The sequence below is a fragment of the Fundidesulfovibrio agrisoli genome, assembly GCF_022808715.1.
GTDB classification, from domain to species: Bacteria; Desulfobacterota; Desulfovibrionia; order Desulfovibrionales; family Desulfovibrionaceae; genus Fundidesulfovibrio; species Fundidesulfovibrio agrisoli.
The window spans coordinates 1-21,011 of the sequence record NZ_JAKZKX010000016.1 but is presented as its reverse complement, the minus strand read 5'-3'; the positions used below and the strand labels follow the sequence as shown (position 1 = coordinate 21,011).

At 65.7% G+C, this 21,011-nt stretch carries 19 protein-coding genes and 1 tRNA gene; 5 read left to right on the top strand and 15 right to left on the bottom strand.

Annotation, left to right across the window (positions count from 1 at the left end; genetic code table 11):
- Window positions 1-368 precede the first annotated feature (368 nt).
- Both MLE27_RS12140 and MLE27_RS12135 read right to left on the bottom strand, forming a co-directional pair.
- On the bottom strand, window positions 369-551 hold the full coding sequence (locus MLE27_RS12140; protein WP_243312342.1) for an Ada metal-binding domain-containing protein: 183 nt from the start codon (window positions 549-551) through the stop codon (window positions 369-371).
- A 257-nt stretch (window positions 552-808) separates the two neighbouring features.
- Window positions 809-884: transfer RNA gene (locus tag MLE27_RS12135), tRNA-Lys, on the bottom strand.
- 345 nt (window positions 885-1,229) lie between these two features.
- On the opposite strand from MLE27_RS12135, the gene MLE27_RS12130 reads away from it, so the two are divergent.
- The 4 genes from MLE27_RS12130 (at window position 1,230) to MLE27_RS12115 (ending at window position 6,676) form a co-directional block, all read left to right on the top strand.
- On the top strand, window positions 1,230-2,483 hold the full coding sequence (locus MLE27_RS12130; protein ID WP_243312341.1) for a PSP1 domain-containing protein: 1,254 nt from the start codon (window positions 1,230-1,232) through the stop codon (window positions 2,481-2,483).
- Between the two features lie 2 nt (window positions 2,484-2,485).
- Window positions 2,486-4,441, top strand: a complete 1,956-nt coding sequence (gene metG, locus MLE27_RS12125; RefSeq protein ID WP_243312340.1) for a methionine--tRNA ligase — start codon at window positions 2,486-2,488, stop codon at window positions 4,439-4,441.
- A 450-nt stretch (window positions 4,442-4,891) separates the two neighbouring features.
- Window positions 4,892-6,265 carry an MFS transporter gene (locus MLE27_RS12120; RefSeq protein ID WP_243312339.1) on the top strand — a complete coding sequence of 458 codons (1,374 nt, stop codon included), beginning with the start codon at window positions 4,892-4,894 and terminating at the stop codon, window positions 6,263-6,265.
- A 99-nt stretch (window positions 6,266-6,364) separates the two neighbouring features.
- Window positions 6,365-6,676 (top strand): hypothetical protein, encoded by a 312-nt coding sequence (locus MLE27_RS12115; RefSeq protein WP_243312338.1) that lies wholly within the window; start codon window positions 6,365-6,367, stop codon window positions 6,674-6,676.
- Between the two features lie 283 nt (window positions 6,677-6,959).
- Here the strand turns inward: MLE27_RS12115 and der are convergent, their stop codons facing one another.
- The 11 genes from der to gatB form a co-directional block, all read right to left on the bottom strand.
- Window positions 6,960-8,291, bottom strand: a complete 1,332-nt coding sequence (gene der, locus MLE27_RS12110) for a ribosome biogenesis GTPase Der (protein ID WP_243312337.1) — start codon at window positions 8,289-8,291, stop codon at window positions 6,960-6,962.
- Window positions 8,292-8,432: 141 nt separating this feature from the next.
- Window positions 8,433-8,984, bottom strand: coding sequence for a cysteine hydrolase family protein (locus tag MLE27_RS12105; protein ID WP_243312336.1), 552 nt, complete (start codon window positions 8,982-8,984; stop codon window positions 8,433-8,435).
- Between the two features lie 12 nt (window positions 8,985-8,996).
- On the bottom strand, window positions 8,997-9,347 hold the full coding sequence (locus tag MLE27_RS12100) for a cupin domain-containing protein (protein WP_243312335.1): 351 nt from the start codon (window positions 9,345-9,347) through the stop codon (window positions 8,997-8,999).
- Window positions 9,348-9,356: 9 nt separating this feature from the next.
- The gene (thiE, locus tag MLE27_RS12095) at window positions 9,357-10,004 is read right to left on the bottom strand and encodes a thiamine phosphate synthase (RefSeq protein ID WP_423747982.1); all 648 of its coding nucleotides are present in this window, start codon (window positions 10,002-10,004) and stop codon (window positions 9,357-9,359) included.
- Window positions 10,001-10,615 carry a sulfur carrier protein ThiS adenylyltransferase ThiF gene (gene thiF, locus MLE27_RS12090; protein WP_243312334.1) on the bottom strand — a complete coding sequence of 205 codons (615 nt, stop codon included), beginning with the start codon at window positions 10,613-10,615 and terminating at the stop codon, window positions 10,001-10,003. Before thiF ends, thiE begins: the two co-directional genes overlap by 4 nt.
- A 92-nt stretch (window positions 10,616-10,707) precedes the next feature.
- A complete protein-coding gene (locus MLE27_RS12085) occupies window positions 10,708-12,330 on the bottom strand; it encodes an acyltransferase family protein (protein ID WP_243312333.1) in 1,623 nt (540 codons plus the stop codon).
- Window positions 12,331-12,386: 56 nt separating this feature from the next.
- Window positions 12,387-13,481: a 2-iminoacetate synthase ThiH gene (gene thiH / locus MLE27_RS12080; protein ID WP_243312332.1), complete on the bottom strand. Its 1,095-nt coding sequence runs from the start codon at window positions 13,479-13,481 to the stop codon at window positions 12,387-12,389.
- Between the two features lie 7 nt (window positions 13,482-13,488).
- Window positions 13,489-14,271 (bottom strand): thiazole synthase, encoded by a 783-nt coding sequence (locus MLE27_RS12075; protein ID WP_243312331.1) that lies wholly within the window; start codon window positions 14,269-14,271, stop codon window positions 13,489-13,491.
- A gap of 4 nt (window positions 14,272-14,275) precedes the next feature.
- Entirely contained in the window at window positions 14,276-14,476 is a 201-nt protein-coding gene (thiS, locus tag MLE27_RS12070) for a sulfur carrier protein ThiS (protein ID WP_243312330.1), read from the bottom strand.
- A gap of 87 nt (window positions 14,477-14,563) precedes the next feature.
- Window positions 14,564-15,607 (bottom strand): S-methyl-5-thioribose-1-phosphate isomerase, encoded by a 1,044-nt coding sequence (mtnA, locus tag MLE27_RS12065; protein WP_243312329.1) that lies wholly within the window; start codon window positions 15,605-15,607, stop codon window positions 14,564-14,566.
- A gap of 8 nt (window positions 15,608-15,615) precedes the next feature.
- Window positions 15,616-17,046 (bottom strand): Asp-tRNA(Asn)/Glu-tRNA(Gln) amidotransferase subunit GatB, encoded by a 1,431-nt coding sequence (gene gatB / locus MLE27_RS12060; protein ID WP_243312328.1) that lies wholly within the window; start codon window positions 17,044-17,046, stop codon window positions 15,616-15,618.
- 163 nt (window positions 17,047-17,209) lie between these two features.
- On the opposite strand from gatB, the gene MLE27_RS12055 reads away from it, so the two are divergent.
- On the top strand, window positions 17,210-17,533 hold the full coding sequence (locus tag MLE27_RS12055) for a hypothetical protein (protein WP_243312327.1): 324 nt from the start codon (window positions 17,210-17,212) through the stop codon (window positions 17,531-17,533).
- Window positions 17,534-17,636: 103 nt separating this feature from the next.
- Here MLE27_RS12055 and MLE27_RS12050 read toward each other — a convergent pair whose 3' ends face one another.
- Window positions 17,637-17,906: a hypothetical protein gene (locus tag MLE27_RS12050; protein ID WP_243312326.1), complete on the bottom strand. Its 270-nt coding sequence runs from the start codon at window positions 17,904-17,906 to the stop codon at window positions 17,637-17,639.
- Window positions 17,907-18,016: 110 nt separating this feature from the next.
- Window positions 18,017-20,059 carry a multicopper oxidase family protein gene (locus MLE27_RS12045; protein WP_243312325.1) on the bottom strand — a complete coding sequence of 681 codons (2,043 nt, stop codon included), beginning with the start codon at window positions 20,057-20,059 and terminating at the stop codon, window positions 18,017-18,019.
- Between the last annotated feature and the right edge of the window lie 952 nt (window positions 20,060-21,011).

The following is a 21,011-nucleotide window of genomic DNA, read 5'->3' as shown; positions in this document are numbered from 1 at the left end:
CACCCTAATGCTACCACGCTCCAGTTGAACAAGCCAGCGCTCAGTTCTACGGGCGTGATCGGCAGATGGTCCTGGCTGGGCTGGCAATCGCCGCCGCAGCGACAGGCTTGCGCTGAGCCGTCCAGAATGCCTAGACCTTCACGCCCCGGTTGTGAGCTATCTTCAGCGCCTCTGCGATAGGGGGGATGTGAAACTGTAGGCCTGCACCAGGATCGTGGACTTAGCCGCGCCGATGGCCTGAACGATGGCATCCTTCCCGCCGCCCTTCAAGGAGAAGTAGGCCTGCGCCGGGGCGTCTTAAAGAATGAGGTCAGCGGCGTGGGCGGAGTTGGCCAGAGCCAGGAGAACCAGAAGGAGAAGGGTTTTCTTCAAGGCTTACACACCTTGCAGGGACGGAAGCCCGACTTTTCGGCCTCTTCCCGGGATTTGCAGACGGACGTGCAGGCCCTGCAGTCAAAAAATCTACAACTCTGCCGGTGGTAAATATGGGATTGGACGTTGCCATGAAAAACGGTTGGGGCCTGGGCTGGGGCAACAATGGCTGCCAGCATGACGCCCAGGGTGAGGCAGAGGGATAGCTAGGCAGGGCGAACCAGGGTGAAGTGTGCGAACATGACCGCCTCCGATTTATGCAGCCCTATGTAATGGCTTTAGTCATCTGAAAGCGGGCCTGGAACAAGGTAGGGAGACACGAAGATTATCACACGTGGGAGTCGGCGCGATTTCGAAACGCGGGGCAATGGCGGGGCAAAATACTACAGAAAAAGAAAAAGGGACTTAGGTTATTCACCTAAGTCCCTGTTTTACTTGGTGGGCCATGTAGGACTCGAACCTACAACCAACGGATTAAGAGTCCGCTGCTCTACCAATTGAGCTAATGACCCGTTCAGCGCTTCGGGACGTTCCCCCCGTCGCGGAAGGCGGTAATTACGCGGGTGACCCCATGTTGTCAACAAACAGTCGCAATTTTTTTGAAAAACTTTTCACCGCCCCAGGCCCATTTACCGTGAGTGCTCTATCTGACTGGATTTTCTTGTTTACCGGCCTCTTAGCCACTCTTGAACGGTCTGGTTTGCGGGCACCGCTTTCTGACCGGCGCGCCCTTCCTGCCCGGTGAGCCCACTCCGCCGGGATTGCGAGCCCCTTGGGGTTTGAAGTTCCCGCCATCATGGGCTATCAAGGGTTGTTCATCCATCTTCAACCACCCGACAGGGTGTTTCGGATACACCATGACTCACATTCTGGGACTGAGGTTCCGGGAAAACGGCCAGATATACTATTTCGACGCCGCCTCCTTCGAGGTCCGCCCCGGCCAGCACGTGCTCGTAAAGACAGACCAGGGGCTGGCCATGGCCGGCGTCGCCAGCGTGCTGGAGCAGTTACCCGCGGGCCAGGAGCAGGAAGAGCTCAAGCCCATCGTCCGCATCGCCGCCCCGGAGGACATGGACGTCTACCGCGAGAACCGCGACCTCGCGCGCGACGCCATCCGCCATTGCCGCCGCTGCATCAACGAGCGCAACCTGGACATGAAGCTCGTCGACGTGGAGATCCTGCAGGACCGCTCCAAGATGGTCTTCTACTTCACCGCGCCCGGGCGCATCGACTTCCGGGAGCTGGTGAAGGATCTGGTGAAAGCCTACCGCACGCGCATCGAGCTGCGCCAAATCGGCGTGCGCCACGAGACGCAGATGCTCGGGGCCATCGGCAACTGCGGCCAGATGTGCTGCTGCGCGCGCTTCATCCGCAAATTCCAGCCCGTGACCATCAAGATGGCCAAGGAGCAGAACCTGTTCCTCAACCCGGCCAAGATTTCGGGCATGTGCGGCAGGCTCCTGTGCTGCCTGGCCTACGAGCAGGGCACCTATGAGGAGTTCCAGCGGCGCTGCCCAAAGATCGGCAAGAAATACCAGACCGAGCAGGGCCCCATGAAGGTGCTGCGCTCCAACATCTTCCGGGAGTGCATCTCCGTGTACACCGAGGCCGGGGAGGAGCGCGAGCTCACCCTGGAGGAGTGGAACACCATCGCCGGGGACACCTGGGTGCCCTACGTGGCCCCGCAGCAGCCGCCGGGCGGACGCCCCGCCCCGCAGGCCAACGAGCGGCCCCAGCAGGGCAGGCCGCAGCAAGGCAGGCCCCAGCAGCCAAGGCCCCCGCGCCCCCAAGACGCTCGCGCCCAAGACGCACGGGCTCAGGACGCCCGCGCCCAGGATGCCGGACTGCCCGGCTCCGCCCCGCAACCCGGCGAGCAGCCCTCGGGCCAGCCCGAGCCCAGGCTCGCTCCGGCTGAAGGCGAAAGCCGCGCCCTCGAGAACGCCGCGCCCTCCACCGACGGGGACGACGGCGAAATCGTGGCCCTTGGTCTGCCCTCCGAGGCCCTGCCCGCAGAGGGCGCCCCGGCCAAGGCCAAGCGTAAGCGCAAGCGCAAACCCAAGAACAAACGCCCCGAAGGCGGCCAGGCCCCCGCGCCTGAATCCGGAGATTGATCGTGGAGCGCTTCTACCTCACCACGCCCATTTACTACGTCAACGCGCGCCCGCACCTGGGGCACGCGCACACCACCATCCTGGCCGACGCCATGACCCGCTTCAACCGGCTCATGGGCCGCCAGGTGATGATGCTCACCGGCACCGACGAACACGGCGACAAGATCGTCAAGGCCGCCGAGGCCGCTGGCAAGACCCCCCAGGCCTACTGCGACGAGATCAGCCAGCTCTTCAAGGATCTCTGGCCCCACCTCGGCATCGACTACACCCGCTTCATCCGCACCACGGACCCCGTGCACAAGGCCACGGTGCAGAAGGCCTTGCAGCAGGTTTTCGACTCCGGCGACATCTATTTCGGCGAGTACGGCGGCCACTACTGCTTCGGCTGCGAACGCTTCTACACAGAAAAAGAGCTTGTGGACGGCCTCTGCCCCGACCACAAGACCAAACCGGAATACATCGCGGAGAAGAACTACTTCTTCAAGATGGGCAAATACCAGGACTGGCTCCTGAACCACATCAAGGCCAACCCGGACTTCATCCGCCCCGAGCAGTACCGCAACGAGGTCGTTGCCCTGCTGGAGAGCGGCGCCCTGGAAGACCTGTGCATCTCCCGGCCCAAGAGCCGCCTGGAATGGGGCGTGGAGCTGCCCTTCGACACCGATTACGTGGCCTACGTCTGGTTCGACGCCCTGCTCAACTACCTCACCGCCCTGGGCTGGCCCGACGGCCAGGACATGAAGGCCTACTGGCCCGCCGCCAACCACCTGATCGCCAAGGACATCCTCAAGCCCCACGCCGTGTTCTGGCCCACCATGCTCAAGGCCATGGGCCTTGAGCCCTTCCAGCACCTGAACGTGCACGGCTACTGGCTCATCAAGGACACCAAGATGTCCAAGTCCCTGGGCAACGTGGTGGACCCGCTCTCCATGGTGCAGAAGTACGGCCTCGCGGGCTTCCGTTACTTCCTGCTGCGCGAGATGAGCCTCGGGCACGACTCCTCCTTCTCGGAGGAGGCCTTCTGCGGGCGCTTCAACGCCGACCTCGCCAACGACCTGGGCAACCTCTTCAGCCGCACCCTGGCCATGACCCACAAGTACTTCGGCGGGGCCATCCCCCAGGCCGGACTGGGCGGACCGGACGAGGAGGAGCTGATGCTCCTGGCCAAGGACTGCTGCCTGAACTACCAGCGCCTGTTCGAGCGCTTCCAGACCGCCAAGGCCCTGGATTCCCTGTGGGAACTGGTGCGCGGTCTGAACAAGTACATCGACACCCAGGCCCCCTGGACCCTCTTCAAGGAGAAGAATCCCTCCCGCCTGGCCACGGTGATGTATTCCGTGCTGGAGTGCATGAGGAAGGTGGCCGTGCACCTCTGGCCCGTGATGCCCGAGGCGTCCGAGGCCATGCTGGCCCAGCTCGGCGTGGCGACCCCGGCCAGCCAGATGAACCTGCCGATGGAGGCAGAGGGTTGGGGCAATCTGAGCGCGGGCACCCCGGTGGCCAAAACCTCCAACATGTTCCCCCGTGTGGAGCCGCCCGCGCCGGAACCGGCCGCCGCTCCCGCCGCCGCGCCTGCCCCCAAGGATGCGCCCAAGGACGCCCCCAAAGCCGCCTGTGAAGCTCCCGCCAAGGAGCCCATCGACTTCGAGGACTTCCAGAAGCTGGACCTGCGCGTGGCCACCGTGGTCAAGGCCGAACCCGTGCCCAAGGCGGACAAGCTCCTGCTGGTCACCGTGGACGCCGGGGAGCCCGAACCCCGCCAGGTGGTGGCGGGCATCGCCGAATTCTGGAAGCCGGAGGATCTGGTGGGCAGGCAGGTGGTCATCGTGGCCAACTTGAAGCCCCGCAAGCTGCGCGGCGTGGTCTCGCAGGGTATGATCCTGGCCGTGAAGCGCGAAGGCGGGCTGGAGCTGCTGGCCCCCTCGGCCCGGGTGATCCCCGGCAGCTCGGTTTCGTAGGAAATCACAGGGAGCAGACGCCTCCGGCGGCCAGAGAGGGCGCTGCCCTCTCTGGACTCTCCCGCGAGAGGGAGTTCCTCCCTCTCGACACCCAATAGAGCTTCGCGCCGAAACTCGCGAGCAAGTCCCGTGGCGTCCTGCCCTGGCGGGCTGCGGGCCGCGCCGCCGGAGCCGATCTCGCGCTGGCGCTTCGCCAGAGGGGCGTCAGCCCCGGAAGCTTGAAATGAGCTCACAGGCGCGCCTCGGGGTGGCCGTAGCGCGGGCGGGGGCGATCTCGCGCTGGCGCTTCGCCAGAGGGGCGTCAGCCCCGGCAGCTTGATCGGCCCCGACGGCGCTGCGGCCACCACGAGGCGCGCATATCGACGTACAACCACGGCCCCATCGCCGGGGTCCGGGGCGGAGCCCCGTCCAGGTTCCGAACGGCGCCCCGCTCGTCCCAACAGGAAGCGCATGGATCAGCTCGAACGCCGCCAGTACTGGTCCCAGGCCGCCGTGGGCCTGGCCTCCTTCCTGACGCCCTTCCTGAATGGCGCTCTGGCCGTGGCCATGCCCTCCATCGGGCGCGAATTTTCCCTCTACCCGCACCAATTGCCGCTGGTGGTGCTGGCGCACCTCGTCCCGGCCGCCGCGTTCATGGCCATCTTCGGCCGCCTCTCGGACCACCTGGGCAACAAGCGCATCTTCCTCTGCGGCAGCGCGCTGTTCATCTGCGCCTCCATCACGGCCACAGTGGCCCCGAACCTGGCGACACTCCTGGCCGCGCGCTCCATGCAGGGGCTGGCGGACTCCATGACCTTCGGCGTGGGCGCGGCGATCCTCATGGATTCCGCAGCGTCCGAACGCAGGGGGCGCGCACTGGGCCTGAACCTGATGTTCGTCTACGTGGGGCTGGCCCTGGGGCCGCTGGTGGGGGGCTTCCTGACGGCGGCCGTCTCCTGGAGGGGGATCTTCGTACTTTGCGCACTGATCGGAGCCGGGGCCTGCACGCTCATCGCCCGCAACCGCCCGCCCGACGCGCCCGGCCACATGGCCGGGTTCGACTGGACCGGCGCGGCAACCTACGTCCCGGCCATGCTGGCCCTGATAGGCGGCTTGGCCACGCAGCCATCTTGGATGGGCTTGGGGATCATGGGTGTGGGCGCGCTGCTGGGCGCGCGCTTCGTGCGCATGCAGGCCCGGCGCGAGTCCCCGTTGATCGCGCCGCAGCTCTTCACGGACAACCGCCGCTTCAGCCACGCCGCGTTCGCGGGCGCGTTCGGCTACACCGCCGCCTTCTCCACCAGCCTGCTGTTGAGCATCACCTTGCAGGGCGTTCTGGGTTTGAGCCCTGGCGCGGCGGGTGTGTTCCTGCTCATCCAGCCCGCCACGCAGGCCCTGCTCTCCCCCCTGGCCGGGACGCTCTCGGACAGGATCGCCCCCACCCGGCTCAGCGGCCTGGGGCTCGGCGTGCTGGGCCTTGGGCTCTGGACCCTGGCAGCCTGGGGCGGGGCGCTGACCACGGGCGGCGTCGCCGGATTCCAGATCGTGCTGGGGGCGGGGTTCGCCTTCTTCGCCTCCCCCAACATCCACGCGCTCATGGGCTCGGTGGACACCACCCGGCGCGGCATCGCCTCCGGGCTGCTGGCCACCATGCGCACCTCGGGCATGAGCCTCTCCATGGCGCTCACGGGTGTGATACTGGCGGTGTTCTCCGGCGACGGCGCGGCCGGGCGCGTGGGCACGGAGGCCCTGCCCGCCGTGCGGGCCGCCTTCGCGCTGTTCGGCTGCTTCGCCATGCTCGCGGCCTGGATCTCTTTCCGGGGCGGAAGGGACAAAATAGCGTGACCTCCGGCCACGTAGCCCCCAACCGAGGAAAGCCCGCTCGGGAGACAGCGCGTGTGCGTACGCCGGCTGCGCACCGCCCCCGCCCGGAGACGCCCTGAAATGAAAAAGTACCTGCTCCTGCTTCCTGTCGCCGCCCTTTTGGCCTCATTCAGCCTGACGATCTTCGTGATACCGCCCATCGGCGGGCTCCCCGATGGCAGAACGCTCGTGATCCTCAAGCGGGAAAAGACGCGCTTCATCGACAGCCCTGACGCCTTTTGCGTGCGGGAGCGCGGCGGCGTGAGCCCGGAATGCCGGGCGGCCGCGCTCGGGGGAATCCTCGACCAGGGGAACGGCCCGGTGCTGCTGACGCTCCCCTACAGCCGCTGGCTCTACCTAATGAGCACGGACGGGGCCGAATTCGAACGTTGACCGGGCCGCATAACAGAGCCGGAAACCACGAGGTTTCGGGCCGACCACCGAATATAATCGGGGATGCAAGGGCGTCATGCCCTTGCCGGTGGGGTTCGGGGAGGCGGAGCCTCCCTGACGCGGTCGAGTGAGTCAGCATCACCGCCCGCCACGAACAACCGGCCAACCGCCCGTTCACATTTCGCGCGCCAAGACGCAGAAAAGCCAAGCCCCCGCGTATGCCTGATACGCGGGGGCTTGGCTATTTGCGGCAACGCGGCCAGCGGAATCTTCCGGCAGGCTGCTACTTCACCTCTTCACGGCCTTCGTGGCTGCCCCGGAAATAGAGCTTCACGGGCGCGCGGCGGATGCCGAAGATCTTGCGCAGCTGGTTCTCCAGGAAGCGGGAGTAGCTGTCCTTGATGCGCTCGGGATCGTTGACGAAGAACACGAAGGTGGGCGGCGCGGTGTCCGTCTGCGTCAGGTAGTAGAACTTGGGCCGCCTGCCCTTGACCAGCGGCGGCTGGTGCTTGCCCAGGGCGTCGCGCAGCAGGCGGTTGAGCGCGCCGGTGCCCACGCGGATGTCGCACTCCTCGCGGATGGCCTGGGCCGTGGGCAGGATGTCGCGCAGGTTCCGGCCGGTGAGCGCGGAAATGTAGATCACGGGCACGTGGTGGCAGATGCGCAGCTCCTCGCTGACGTCCTGCTTGAGTTCGGCCAGCCCCTTGGCGTCGAGCAGGTCCACCTTGTTGATGACGATCAGGAAGGGGATCTTCTCCTTGTCCAGGTAGGCGATGAGGCGTTTGTCCTGCATGGCCAGGCCGCCTGGGCCGTCGATGACCAGGATGGTCACCTCGGCGCGCTTGCCGCTGCCCAGGGCCGTGAGCGAGGCGATGCGCTCAAGGGAGTCGTCGATCTTGGCCTTGCGGCGCACGCCCGCCGTGTCCACGAACACGTAGCGCTTGCCGCCGCGCTCGAAGGCCACGTCCACGGCGTCGCGGGTTGTTCCGGCCACGTCGCTGACGATGAGCCTGTCGTCGCCCACCAGGGCGTTGACCAGCGAGCTCTTGCCCGCGTTGGGCCTGCCCAGCAGGGAGAGGGTCAGGGCCGTCTCGGGGTTCTGCCTGCCCCGCTCGTCCGTCTCGGGCAGGCGGGAGACGATCTCGTCCACCAGGCTGCGCACCCCGTAGCCGTGCTCGGCGGAGACCGGGGCCAGGTCCAGGCCCAGCACGTGGAAGTCCGCCATGAAGAGGTCTTCCTTTTCGCCGCCGTCCACCTTGTTCACGGCCACCAGCACCGGCTTGCCGGACTGGCGCAGCAGCATGGCCACGCGCTGGTCCTCCGAGGTGAGGCCCTCGCGGCCGTCCACCACCAGGAGCACCAGGTTGGCGGCCGTGACCGCGCGGCGGGCTTGCTCCAGCACGTCGAGTTCGAGGCCCTGGGGGTCCTCCAGGGTGAGGCCGCCGGTGTCCACCAGGTTCACGGGCACGCCCGCGAGCACGGCCTGGCCTTCCAGGCGGTCGCGGGTGACGCCGGGGCGGTCGTGCGTGATGGCCTTGCGCTTGCGCAAAAGGCGGTTGAAAAGCGAGGACTTGCCCACGTTGGGGCGGCCGATGATGGCTACTGTGGCTGGCATGGGGTGGTCTGTCCCTGGTTGGGCCTCCGGCGGGGCGGACCTGCGGAATGCAGGCCCGCGAAAATGCCGGGGACGGGTTCTTTGCCTTATAGGCGGGGCGGCGTCAACCCGCAAATCCTCTTCCCGCCTGGACAACAGGCCTTAGCGCAGGGCCGCGGCCAGATCCTTCACGCCCGCCAGCTCGGCGTACACGGCCCCCAGGGCGGCCATGAACGCGCCGTGCACGTGGGATGCGGGCACGCTCACGTGGCCGAAGTCCAGGTCACGGGTGGCGCAGGCGTCGGCCAGCACGATGCAGGCGAAGCCCATGTCGAAAGCCTGGCGTGTGGTGGCGTCCACGCACATGTGGCTCATCATGCCAGCGATCACCAGGCGCTCCACCTTGGCGTCGCGCAGCCGGGCCTCCAGGTCCGTCTCCCGGAAGGAGTTGGGGAAGTGCTTCTCGATCACGGCCTCGCCCTCGGCCGGGGCCACGTAGGGGTGGAACTCCACCCCCGGGGTGCCGGGCAGGAAGAAGCCCGCGCCGGGCCGCAGGGACACGTGCCGGATGTGGAACACGGGCATCCCCTGGGCGCGGAAGTGCTCCAGGGCGCGGGCCGCCTTGGCGGCGGCGGCTTCAGCGCCCACGAGCTCCATTGCCCCGCCGGGGAAGTAATCTTTCTGAATGTCGATGAGCAGCAGGGCGGTCTTCATCGAAGGGGTCTCCTAGAGTTCGGGCGCGCCCGAAGGCACGAGGCACACAACCGTGAGCGGCTTCTCGCCCGTGTTCCTGATCTGGTGCTCCGAGTTGCCGGGAACGAAGGCCACGCAGCCCGCGCCCACCGGGTTCCACTGCCCGTTGCCGTACACCTCGCCCTCACCGGCGTGGAAGAACATCTCGTGCTCCCAGGCGTGGGCATGGCGGGGGGTGTGCCCGCCGGGGGCGATCTCGAAGGCCCTCATGCAGAAATTCTCCGCGCCATCGGCCTTGCCCACCAGAATCCTGCCCGCAACGCCCTTGGCCACCTCGTTGTCGAAGTGCGTGGGCTCCGCAGCCGTGTACTCCATGATCTTCATGACAACTCCTTATTCAGTACGCATTGCCGCCATCAGCCCTTGCACCCTGGCCCCGATGTCCCTGGCGGCCACGATCTCCGTGACCAGGCAGATGTTCCGGGCCCCGGCCGCGCGCACCTGGGCGATGTTGTGTTCCTTGATGCCGCCGATCGCCACGAAGGGCAATTCGATATTCTTGATGACGTGGTTCAGGTATTCGAATCCCACCGGGGCGCAGACGTCCTTCTTGGTCTTGGTGGCGAAGATGGGCCCCACCCCGATGTAGTCCACCAGGCCGGACTCCTGGGCGGCGAGGGCCTCCTCGGGGCGGTGGGTGGAGAGGCCGAGGATCTTGTCCGGCCCGATGAACTTGCGCACGGCCTCGGGGGGCAGGTCCTCCTGGCCGATGTGCACGCCGTCGGCGTCCACCATCACGGCGATGTCCACGTGGTCGTTGACCAGGAAGGTGGCCCCGGCCTCGCGGGTCAGTTCGCGGATGGCCAGGCACTCCCGGTACATCAGGCCGGGCTTCATGTCCTTCTCGCGGTACTGCAGCACGCGCACGCCTGCGTCCAGGATGGCCTTGGCCACCTCCAGATTGCTGCGGCCCAGGGAATGTTCGTGGCTGGTGATGGCGTATATGCCGCCTTCGACGAGCGGCTTCATGGCTGATTTCATGGCAGTCTTCCCAGGGCGAAGGCCAGGACGATGTCCGCCTGCTTGGCGGCGGCCAGCGTGACCTTGGGGGCCAGGGGCGGGTTTTCGGGGCCGGCCTCGCTGGCGAAATCGCCCACGATATAGAATGATTTCCCGACGCGCCGAGTGACGACGGCGTCCGAATCGCCGCACCCGGCAAGCCCCGAGGCCGCCACCAGGAGCACGTCGCGGCCCATGTGGGCCTCCGCGAGCATCCTCTTGGCCGAGGCCTTGTCGAAGGCCTCCACGACGACGTGGCAGCCCTCGAACAGCGAGACGGCGTTATCGGCGGTCACCTCGGCCTGGATGGCGGTTACGCGCGCTTCGGGGTCGATGTCCAGCAGGTTCTCGCGCAGGGCCTGGACCTTGGGCATGCCCACCTGCCGGGCGAAGAAGAACTGGCGGTTCAGGTTGCTCGGCTCCACCACGTCGTGGTCCACCACGGTCAGGTCGGCGAAGCCGGAGCGCACAAGCATCCAGGCGCAGTTGGAGCCCAGGCCGCCCGCGCCCGCGATGCCCACGCGCAGGGCGCGGATGCGGGAGAGGTCGGTCGGGCTGAGGTACCTGTCCAGGCCGGAGCGGAGGTGGTTCATGCGGCATTCCAGAAGATGGGCCACGAGGGAGAAGGCCCGGGCGTCCGTCTGCAGTGTAGCGCTTCAGCCGCCGATTGCAAGGCCGGCCCGGCTCAGTTCTTCCGCGCCGGGAGGGCGCCCTTCCTGGGGTCGTAGAAATCCAGCGAGAGCTTCGTGAAGGACACCGCCAGGGGCCTGGAGTCCTCGGGGAGTATCTGGGCGGCCAGCCCGTTCCACTCGCCGTATTCGAAGCGGATCACGTTGTCCTCCCTGCCGCCTGGCAGGGTGTACTGCCGGTAAACGGAGCATGTCCCTTCACACTGCAGCGTTTCCAGCACCTGGCCGTTGAAGGAGACGATGACGTTCTGCTCGGCGGGCAGCTGCGTGTACTCCAGGGTCAGGACGATGTTGGCGTTGGAAGGCAGCGAGAACAGCAGCTCCGTCTTTGGCCCCAGGCCCCAACGCCAAGTGGCACCTGCCGAATGTTCGGCCGGGTCCAGCCCTTCCACGACCATCCGTTCCGGTTGCCCGCGCATAAGGTCCACGGCCTCCAGCGGGATGGACCTCTCAAGGTGTTTCGCCTGCAGCCCGGCCCCCAGGTACCAGGGGACCGCCACCACCAAACTGAAAGCTACGGCAGCCGCGGACAGCCAGCGGCCTCTGGGCAGGCGCCTGAGGTCGGAGCGCGTCAGGGTTTCCCTCCAACGGTCCAGTGGCCTGTCCACCAGCAGGAGCAGCAAGGCTGACAAAAGGAGCGTCACGGCGATGCTGGGCAGCTCCGTGCCCCAGGACGTGAACTGCTCTAGGGCTTTGAGCGCCAGCATGTGTATGATGTATACCGGGTAGGAGAGCTCGCCCACCATTCTGTCAAGTTTCCATTCCTTACTGACCAGGAACAGGAAGGGGACGGTCACGGCCAGCAGCATATAAGCGGGCCAGGCCTGAGGCCGAGCCTGGGCCCAGGCGAATGTGGCCCCTCCGGCCAGAACCATGGACACGCCCAACCATTGCGGGACGCTGTGGCGTTTGAGCAGTGCATACCCCTTGTATGCAAGCATGCCTAGGCAGAAGAAGGTTAGTTCGAAAGGGAAAAATCTATAGCCGAACGCATTTGCCGCACCATCCAGCGGGGAAGGGAAGTCAAAGTACAGGCGGCATCCCAACGATACCAGCGCAAGCCCGCCCAAGAACATCGCGCTCCGCCGCGCAAGGAATGGCGCCACCAGATAGAAGCACAGCTCGATGCCCAGGGTCCAGGCTTGGGGGATGAGCATGTACGCCCCCGCTGGGTTGGCGGGCGCGCCCTTTGGAAGCAGGCCAGACAGGGCGCCTGAGGCGGTCACACCGCAGAAGGAGAGCAGGTCCTGCCCGAGGATGAACACATTGGAGAGAGCCAGGGTGGCGAGGGTCCCGAATTCCAGATCCTTAAGCGTCCTCAGCCAGGCCTGGAAAGGCCATTCCACCGTGCCTCGAATATGGTAAACCGCCCAGCCGTAGAGGCAGGTGAGCATGATGGTGGCGAAATAGGCTGGGAACAGACGCAAATAGCGGCTGCGGATGAACACGTAATAGGGTTTGCCCTGGTACTTGGTGCTCAGCACCAGCGCCATATAGAAGCCCGAAATCATGTAGAAGGCGCGTACCGCCACGGTTGTGTCGAACGCAACCAACCCGCCCGAATGGTCCGAATGGCCAATCAGGACGGAAAGAGCGAGAAGCAGTCTGAGTACGCCCATTCACCGCCTTCCGATCCGGCTGTGGCCGGGCGGCTGAGAGTGTCCGCCCGGACCTGCTACCAGTCCTTGTATACGGGCTGATAGCCCTGGGATGTGAACATGGCGGCCATCTCCGCCACGCTGCGGTCGTCGGATATCTCGAACTGCCCCGGGTCGCTCTGCCCCGAGGCGCGGCCGCCAACCGAGGTGCTCACCCCGGCGGACATGCGCGTCACGCCCAGGCGCAGCAGGTTGTCGCGCAGGCCGGGCCTCTCCCGCGAGGAGAGGGTGACGCCCGCGCGGGGCATGAAGATGCGCAGGGCCGCGATGTACTGCACCAGGTCGCGGTCCGTGACCTCCACCTTGGGCTGGAAGCCGCCGGTCTGGGGCCTGATGCGCGGCACCGAGACGCTCACCTCCACCGAGGGGTACGCGCTCTGCAAATAGTCCGCGTGCAGGCCGGTGCTGAAGGCCTCCAGGCGCCAGTCGTGCAGGCCCAAGAGCGCGCCCACGCCCACCTGGCGGAACCCTGCGGCGCAGGCCCTGTCCGGGGCCTCCAGGCGGAAGCGGTAGTCCCGCTTGGGGCCGCCCGGATGCAGGGGCAGGTAGGCCGCCTCGTCGTAGACCTCCTGGAACATGGTCATGCCGTCGATTCCGGCCTCCAGGAGCCTGGCGTAGCCCGCCTGATCCAGCGGGTAGACCTCCACGGAGATTGAGGCGAAGTATTTGGCCAGCACGCGGGCGCAGTCGGCCATGTACTCCACGGAGCTGGTCTTGGGGGCTTCCCCCGTGAGCAGCAGGATGTGCTTGAGCCCGGTGGACGCGATGCAGCGGGCCTCGGCCTCGACCTCCTCCAGGCTGAGCTGGCGGCGGTAGATGTCGTGGTGGGTGTTGAAGCCGCAGTACACGCAGCGGTTGACGCAGTGGTTGGCCAGGTAGAGCGGCGTGAACAGGTGGATGGCCCGGCCGAAGTGTTGCACCGTGAGCTCGTGCGCGCGCCGGGCCATGGCTTCGAGCTGCCGTGCCCCCGCCGGGGAGAGCAGCGCCAGGAAGTCCGCCCGGTTGGGGCGCTCGCTGGCCAGGGCCCTCAGCACGTCGGCCTCGGTGGCCGCCTCGAAGGCGGATGCGGCGGCGGCCATGTCCGTTGATTTCAGAACGTCGTAAAAGCTCATGGCCGCCCTACTCCCCCGAAATCCCGCCGAGGAAGCCCGTGAGCGGCGAGGAGGCCCGGGCCAGCTCGCTCACCGCGCCCGGCCCGGCGAGCCAGGCCTCGCGCCCGGCGGCCACGGCGCGGCCGAAGGCGCGGGCCATGCCAACGGGGTCGGCGGCGGAGGCCACGGCGGTGTTCACCAGCACGGCGGCCGCGCCCATCTCCATGGCCTCGCAGGCCTCGGAGGGGCGGCCGATGCCCGCGTCCACCACGATCGGCACGTCCAATTCCTCGATCATGATGCGCACCATCTCACGGGTCTTGAGGCCCCGGTTGGTGCCTATGGGCGCGCCAAGCGGCATCACGGCGGCGGCTCCGGCCTCGACCATGCGCCGCCCGGCGGCAAGGTCCGGGCTCATGTAGCAGAGCACGGTGAAGCCCTCGGCCGCCAGTATCTCGGTGGCCTTCACGGTCTCGAAGTTGTCGGGGAGCAGGTAGCGGTTGTCGTTTATGACCTCGATCTTGACCCAGTCCCCGCAACCGGCGGCGCGGGCCAGGCGGGCGATCCGCACGGCCTCCTGGGCGGTTCTTGCGCCGGAGGTGTTGGGCATGAGGATGGCGCTTTTGGGCACGTGGGCCAGGATGTTCTCCTGCCCGGCCTCGGGGTCCACCCGGCGCACCGCCACGGTGATGACCTGCGCGCCGCTGGCCTCCATCACGGCCGGGATCAGGGTGTTGGAGGAGTATTTGCCGGAGCCTATGAACAGGCGGCTCGTGAGCTCACGGCCGCCGATGGTCAGCGTGTCGGACATGGTGTCAGCCTCCGCCAACGAAGGAGACGACCTCCACGCGGTCGCCCTCCTTGAGGGCAGTGTCGGGCCAGAGTTCGCGGGGAACGATGGCCTCGTTTATTTCCACGATGACGGCCTGGGGGTCCAGCCCGCGCGCGGCGAGCCATCCGGCCACGGTCTGGCCGGGTTCCAGGGTCGATTCTTTTCCGTTGATGACAAGGCGCACGGGGTGGTCCTTCCTGCGGGGCGCGGGAGCGCCGGGGGCGGGGGGAAGAGGGGCGGGACGGCTGTGCGCCCCGCCCCCGCGTCGTTGTTATTCGCCGCCGATGATCCGGCGGATGTTCTCCACGTAGGGGGCGCGGATCACGCCGCGCTCGGTGACGATGCCCGCGATGAGCTCCGAGGGTGTCACGTCGAAGGCGTAGTTGAACACGCCCACGTTGTCCGGGGTGATCTGGTGCTCGCCCACGTGGGTCACCTCCTTGGGGGTGCGGTCCTCGATGGGGATGCCCGCGCCAGTGGGGGTGTCCAGGTCGAAGGTGGAGGCAGGGGCCGCCACGTAGAACGGGATGCCGAAATGCTTGGCCAGCAGGGCCACCCCGTAGGTGCCGATCTTGTTGGCGGCGTCGCCGTTGGCCGCGATGCGGTCCGCGCCGACCACCACCTTCTGGACCATGCCGCGCTGCATCAGCAGGGCGCAGGCGTTGTCGCAGGCCACCTTCACGGGGATGTCGTCCTTGGCCAGCTCGTAGGCGGTGAGGCGCGCGCCCTGCAGGAAGGGGCGGGTCTCGTTGGCGATCACCTGGATCTTCTTGCCCTGCTCCCAGGCGCCGCGGATCACGCCCAGGGCGGTGCCGTATCCGGCGGTGGCCAGGGCCCCGGCGTTGCAGTGGGTCATCACGGTATCGCCGTCGTCGATGAGCTCGGCCCCGTAGCGGCCCATGGCCTTGTTGATCTCGATGTCCTGGGCGTGGATCTCCTTGGCCATCTCCAGCCATTTGGCGCGCAGCTGGGCCAGGGAGAGCTCGGGCAGGGCCTTCCAGGCCTTGCGCATGAGCTCCACGGCCCAGCGCAGGTTCACGGCGGTGGGCCGGGCGTCCTCCAGGTCCTTCAGCAGGCCTTCCAGCTTGGCCTTCCAGCCGGAGTCCGCGCCGTCGACCTCGCCTGCGGCCAGGTAGCAGCCGTAGGCGGCGGTGACGCCGATGGCGGGCGCGCCGCGCACCACCATGGTCTGCAGGGCGTAGATGGTGTCGGAGTTGTGCTTGCAGACGAAGTATTCCTCGCGGCAGGGCAGGATGCGCTGGTCCAGGAGGACGAGGGCGTCCTGCTCGGGGGAGAACTGGATATGGTCGGTCATTGTGGTTCCTAGCTGAGTTTTTTGGCCAGAAGCTGGTTGAGCAGCCCGGGGTTGGCCTGCCCCTTGGTGGCTTTCATGACCTGGCCCACGAAGAAGCCCATGAGCTTGGTCTTGCCGCCCTTGTAGGCCTCCACCTCGGCCGGGCTGGCGGCCAGCACGGCGTCGATGGCCTCCTCCAAAGCGGAGGAGTCGGAAATCTGCACCAGGCCCTTGGCCTTGACCAGGGCCTCGGGGTCGCCCCCCTGGGCGAAGAGGTCGGGGAAGATCTGCTTGCCGATCTTGCCGGAGATAACGCCCTCGTCCACCAGCTTCACCAGCTTGGCCAGGTCGGACGGGGCCAGCTTGAGCTGCGCGGCGGCCAGCTTGGCCTCGCCCATCTCGCGCAGCAGCTCGCTCATGATCCAGTTGGCGATCTTCTTGGGCTGGGCGTAGGCGGCGCAGGCGGCCTCGAAGTAGTCGGCCAGGTCGCGCTCGGCGGTGATGGTGGCGGCGTCGTTTGCTGAGAGCCCGAAATCGTTCTCGAAGCGCTGGCGGCGCACCCGGGGCAGCTCGGGCAGCTGGGCCTTCCACTGTTCCAGCTTGGCGGGGTCGAGCTTCAGGGGCACCAGATCCGGGTCGGGGAAATAGCGGTAGTCGTGGGCCTCTTCCTTGCCGCGCATGCTGGCGGTGACGTTCTTGTCCGGGTTGTAGAGGCGCGTCTCCTGCACGATGGCCTCGCCGTCCTCCAGGCAGTCCTTCTGGCGCTGGATTTCGTATTCGATGGCCTTGTGCACGTTGCGGAAGGAGTTGACGTTCTTGATCTCCGCCCGGGTGCCGAACTCCTCTTGCCCCTTGGGGCGGATGGAGACGTTGGCGTCGCAGCGGAAGGAGCCCTCCTCCATGTTGCCGTCGCAGATGCCCAGGTACACCAGGATGGAGCGCAGCTCCTTCAAGTAGGCCACGGCCTCGTCGGCGGAGCGCATGTCCGGCTCGGAGACGATCTCGATGAGCGGCACGCAGGCGCGGTTCAGGTCCACGTAGCTGGCGTTGTCCGTGGCGGAGTGGATGTTCTTGCCCGCGTCCTCCTCCATGTGGATGCGCGTGACGCCGATGGTCTTGGCCACACCGTCCACGAGGATGTCCACCTTGCCGTGCTCGGCGATGGGCAGCTCGAACTGGGAGATCTGGTAGCCTTTGGGCAGGTCGGGGTAGAAATAGTTCTTGCGCGCGAACACCGAGACGGGGTTGAGCGCGCAGTCGATGGCCATGCCCATCTTGGCGGCGTATTCCACCGCGCGCTCGTTGAGCACGGGCAGCACGCCGGGCATGCCCGAGCACACGGGGCAGACGTTCTCGTTGGGGTCGTTGCCGAAACGGGTGGAGCAGGAACAGAAGATCTTGCTTTCGGTCAGCAACTGGGCGTGGACTTCAAGGCCGATTACCGCCTCATATTCTGCCATGTCGGGAGGCTCCTGGATGAACTGGCGCGCGCGCCGGGGAAGGTCTTACAGGCCAAGCGTTGCCGGGTCAACATTCCCGGGCGGGAACCGCGCCGGAGAGGGTCGCGCCGCGTTGACTTGCCACGCGCTTTGTGGTGCATACTGGCACAAACCAGGAGGCCCCATGAACATCCGTTTCGTGCTGCTGCTCACGCTCCTCGCGCTGGCAGGCTGCGTGGAATCCGCCCAGCGGGGCGGCTACTATGAAGACCCCTACTACGGCCGGGGGGGCTATTACAATCAGGGCTACGGGTCCGGCTACAGGGGCGGACGCCACGACCCCTACTACGACGAGGAGGCGGCCGAACGCCGCCGCCGCAACCAGGAGAACGCCTGCAACGTGGCCTGGGCGAACTGCGTCAACAACTGCAACTCCATGCGTGACGCCAACCAGCGTGCGGTCTGCGTGGCCAACTGCAACAACGCCCTCAATCAGTGCAGGCGGTAGCGCGGCGCGCTGCCCTGCCCTCCTGAACATCCCCCCATCAAAGACAACTGCCGGGGTGCGGCGAACCGCACCCCGGCAGTGAGGTGGTGGCTTTGCTGGCCCGTCAGGGCTGTTTGACCGACTTGTTCACGGTCGGGGTGCCGCTGGGCATCACCGTGGCCTCCTTGCCGTAGTTGGCCTTGTAGCAGGCCTGGTATTGCTTCACGCACTGGTACTTGCCCGCTTCGTCAGTGATCTCCTTGGAGTTCACGCACTGGACGTAGGTCCTTTTGCAGGCTGCCGCCTTTTGCAGGCTCTGGGACATGGCGGAGCCCGGAAGCAGCAGGCACGTGGCAAGAACAACACCGATGGCGATTGTTCTGGTAGTGTTCATTTTGAATCCTCCGTTTCGACAGCGCTGGAGCTTCCGGCTGCCTGACTACAGATTGAAGAGCAGTTCTGAACCACATCTCCTGTCGGAACATGCGTCTGCGTCTTCAAGCATCAACCGCCGTTCATCAGCAGCCAATCCACCGCCGGCGGCGCGTACGGGCTGAACACCTGGATGACGTGCATCATATCGTGCTCTTCGTGTTCAAGCATGTGGCAGTGCCAGATGTACTCGAAACCGAAGTTGTGCAGCGGGTTCGTCACAGGGTCGAACGGCATCGTCCCGTTGAGCGGGCGGACGCTGTAGGGAACCCCGAACGGCAGGCGCGGCGGCGAGAACTTCACGGCCACGATGGCGTTGGTGCCCGGCAGCATCCTGATGGTCTCCTTCCATCCCAACTCGTTGGGGTCCGGGGGCAGGACGTTGCCCGCCCAGTCCATGCGGGCCACGAGCTGCACGTTCTCCAGGTGGATGTGGATGGGGTGGACGTCGCCGGTGTTGTTGACCACGGTCCATATCTGCGGCTGGCGGTTAAACACGGGCTCCGTGGGCATCTCCTCGTAGCCGGTGCCGTAAACCGCGGTGCCCTGGTTGCCCATGTAGAAGGAGTTGGTGCCGATCTGGGTGTTCAGGCGGCCATGGATGTCGAAGTTCTCGTTGAGTGTCTTGATCTTGACCGGAATGCCGTTGACCGAGGTGGACCGAACGGTAACGGGGGTCCCCGGGGGCACGATGGGCTTGGGCTGGGTCTGGGCGAAGATGGCCGGCAGGCCGGTGTTGGCGTCCTGCAGGTATGCCTTGGTGGCGGCGTAATTCACGGTGTCGGGGGTGCCGCCGTCAACCACGCGGAACTCCATCAACGTGCGGGTGTTGGGCCCTTTGCCCTGCAGCGTGGTGGGCGCGCCGCCGCTGGCGGTCTGGTCGGGGTCGCCGGTGAAGTAGTCGTCGCGGGGGTCGCCGTCCGGGGCGGGCGCGGGCGCGTCGTTGTAGAGAATCAGCCTGGCGCCCACGGGCAGGGCCGAGAAGTCCACGATGATGTCGGCGCGTTCGGCCGGGGCCACCAGCAGGGTATACGTGGTGGGCATGGTCGGCGACGTGGACACCGCGCCCCACTGGGTCGGCGGGTTGTTCATCTCCACCGCCGCGGGCAGCACGCCGCCCTCGTTGGCTATCTGGAGCATGGCGGGACCGGGCTGGGCCAGGTCGGCCTCGCCGGTGTAGTTCTGGCCCGACTGCGCCTCCATATACAGCTGCAGGTTGAAGGCCCGGGCGCCAGCACCGTTGAGGATGCGGAAACGATACTTACGCTGCTCGACCTCCATATAGGGGTAGGCCACGCCGTTGACCAGGGAGGTGTCCTGGAAGGCTTCGGCCACGGCGGAGACCGCGGGCGGGTTTTGGACGTTCTGCACGGGCGGGTAGACCCAGCCGCCGAAGTCCCAGCGGCCGGTGGGGTTCAAGGAGCCGTCGGCCAGGTTCTGGTTGGGTTCGTACACGTGGGGGTACCACAGCGCGCCGGTGAACTGGCCCCAGTCCGCATTGGCGGCCCAGGAGGGGTCCTGCGTGCCGATGGTGGCGGCGTCAACGAAGCTCTTGTCCTGTATGATCAGCGGGATGCCGAGGCCGTCGTTGTCGGCTGGCAGTATGCCGTTGGTCACGAGCTGATCCTCGGTCGCATCGGTGATGAGATAGCCCGCGACCAGCCCGGCGTAGACGTTGGTGCGGGTGATTCCCACGGCATGGTCATGGTACCAGAGCATGCGCGCGCTCTGCAGGTTGGTGAAGTAGGCGTTCCATTCGTTGGCCGCCGGGGTCGCCATGTCGGGCACGTTGATGTAGCTCACGCCATGCTGGCCGACGCTGGGCGGAGTGAACCACTGGAAGGGGGTGCCGTCGCTGATCCAGGGGGTGAACCCGCCGTGCAGGTGGACGGCCGTGCGGTTCTGGAAGCTGTCCGCTCCCATGATGGTGGTGTCCACCGGGAGGAAGGCGTTGCCCAGCGGCAGCTCGTTGCGGAAGGTCACCCTCACCGGCCTGTTGGTCTGGGCCACGATGATGGGGCCAAGGTAGGACTGCGTCTCGGCTGTGCCCTGCTTCGTGACCGTTGCGTTGGGGCTCAGGTCATAATAGCCGCGCAACATGGTCTGGTTGGGCAACCCGGAATGCATCTGCTGAGAGTATTGACGGATTCCTATCTGATAATAATCACTATTGGGGTCGGCAGGATAATTGACCGGCTTTGCAATGGGGATGCAATAACCCAGGGTGCTGTAGGCGCTATTGTCTTGCTTGCAAATAGGCGTCAACGAATCAACAAATTTATTGAGGATGGGGCTGAACGCATATCCGTAGGCATCAGAGGATGTAACCCCAATCTCTGTGGAGTACTTCAAGGGAGACAACACCATACAGCAGATTGTCAACCCCAATGCTAGCCGTGACAAGTTCAATTTACGACGCAATACCATTGCCCCACCTCCGATTAACAGTTAAATGCAGAAACTTGCTTATTGTATTTGATAATCATCTACACCGATTACACATTCGGATGGTAAAAATAACGGGACCCCGGATGGGGGCATCGTCTCGCGTCGCTCGGCAATTGGGCCTGGGACGTACTTCCCTTCAAATATACACCCCGAAGGAAAGGTTACAACTTTTTTCTATCGCTCACGCCCATTCTCTCTAAGTTTTTTCAACACGCCGCTCTAAATAGCAATAATGACAGTTTTTTCTGATTCGAAATCCTTCTTCACACAAAAGCAGATCATTAACACCACCCACGAAGTGTGACGACGTACGCCACGGCTGCCCTGCGACCCGGAGCGTCCGGGCCATCCTCGAAACACGGGTATTTCTTACCCGCCATGAAGGAAACGTTCTTGTTTCAGCCCAGAAGCGGCCATCCAACGGGACCACGCTCAAGACGACGCTTCCCGAAGCGGATTCAGCCAGGGCTTAGGCGGCGCACAGGGCAGGGCCGGTAATCCCCCCAATAAAAGGTTGTTCTGAAAAGTAGAATTTTCTCGTAAACCCAGGCGAGGAGATTTTACATGAAGACGTCCCGCTACTCCGACAGTCAGATCCTGAGCATCCTGAAGCAAGCCG

Coding starts and splice junctions, on each gene's coding strand:
- mtnA (WP_243312329.1), bottom strand. CDS start 15,607: ATGACCGACCATATCCAGTTCTCCCCCGAGCAGGACGCCCTCGTCCTC.
- MLE27_RS12050 (WP_243312326.1), bottom strand. CDS start 17,906: ATGAACACTACCAGAACAATCGCCATCGGTGTTGTTCTTGCCACGTGC.
- MLE27_RS12140 (WP_243312342.1), bottom strand. CDS start 551: ATGCTGGCAGCCATTGTTGCCCCAGCCCAGGCCCCAACCGTTTTTCAT.
- gatB (WP_243312328.1), bottom strand. CDS start 17,046: ATGGCAGAATATGAGGCGGTAATCGGCCTTGAAGTCCACGCCCAGTTG.
- MLE27_RS12100 (WP_243312335.1), bottom strand. CDS start 9,347: ATGAAGATCATGGAGTACACGGCTGCGGAGCCCACGCACTTCGACAAC.
- MLE27_RS12105 (WP_243312336.1), bottom strand. CDS start 8,984: ATGAAGACCGCCCTGCTGCTCATCGACATTCAGAAAGATTACTTCCCC.
- MLE27_RS12130 (WP_243312341.1), top strand. CDS start 1,230: ATGACTCACATTCTGGGACTGAGGTTCCGGGAAAACGGCCAGATATAC.
- der (WP_243312337.1), bottom strand. CDS start 8,291: ATGCCAGCCACAGTAGCCATCATCGGCCGCCCCAACGTGGGCAAGTCC.
- thiF (WP_243312334.1), bottom strand. CDS start 10,615: ATGAACCACCTCCGCTCCGGCCTGGACAGGTACCTCAGCCCGACCGAC.
- MLE27_RS12120 (WP_243312339.1), top strand. CDS start 4,892: ATGGATCAGCTCGAACGCCGCCAGTACTGGTCCCAGGCCGCCGTGGGC.
- MLE27_RS12055 (WP_243312327.1), top strand. CDS start 17,210: ATGAACATCCGTTTCGTGCTGCTGCTCACGCTCCTCGCGCTGGCAGGC.
- thiE (WP_423747982.1), bottom strand. CDS start 10,004: ATGAAATCAGCCATGAAGCCGCTCGTCGAAGGCGGCATATACGCCATC.
- MLE27_RS12075 (WP_243312331.1), bottom strand. CDS start 14,271: ATGTCCGACACGCTGACCATCGGCGGCCGTGAGCTCACGAGCCGCCTG.
- MLE27_RS12085 (WP_243312333.1), bottom strand. CDS start 12,330: ATGGGCGTACTCAGACTGCTTCTCGCTCTTTCCGTCCTGATTGGCCAT.
- thiH (WP_243312332.1), bottom strand. CDS start 13,481: ATGAGCTTTTACGACGTTCTGAAATCAACGGACATGGCCGCCGCCGCA.
- MLE27_RS12115 (WP_243312338.1), top strand. CDS start 6,365: ATGAAAAAGTACCTGCTCCTGCTTCCTGTCGCCGCCCTTTTGGCCTCA.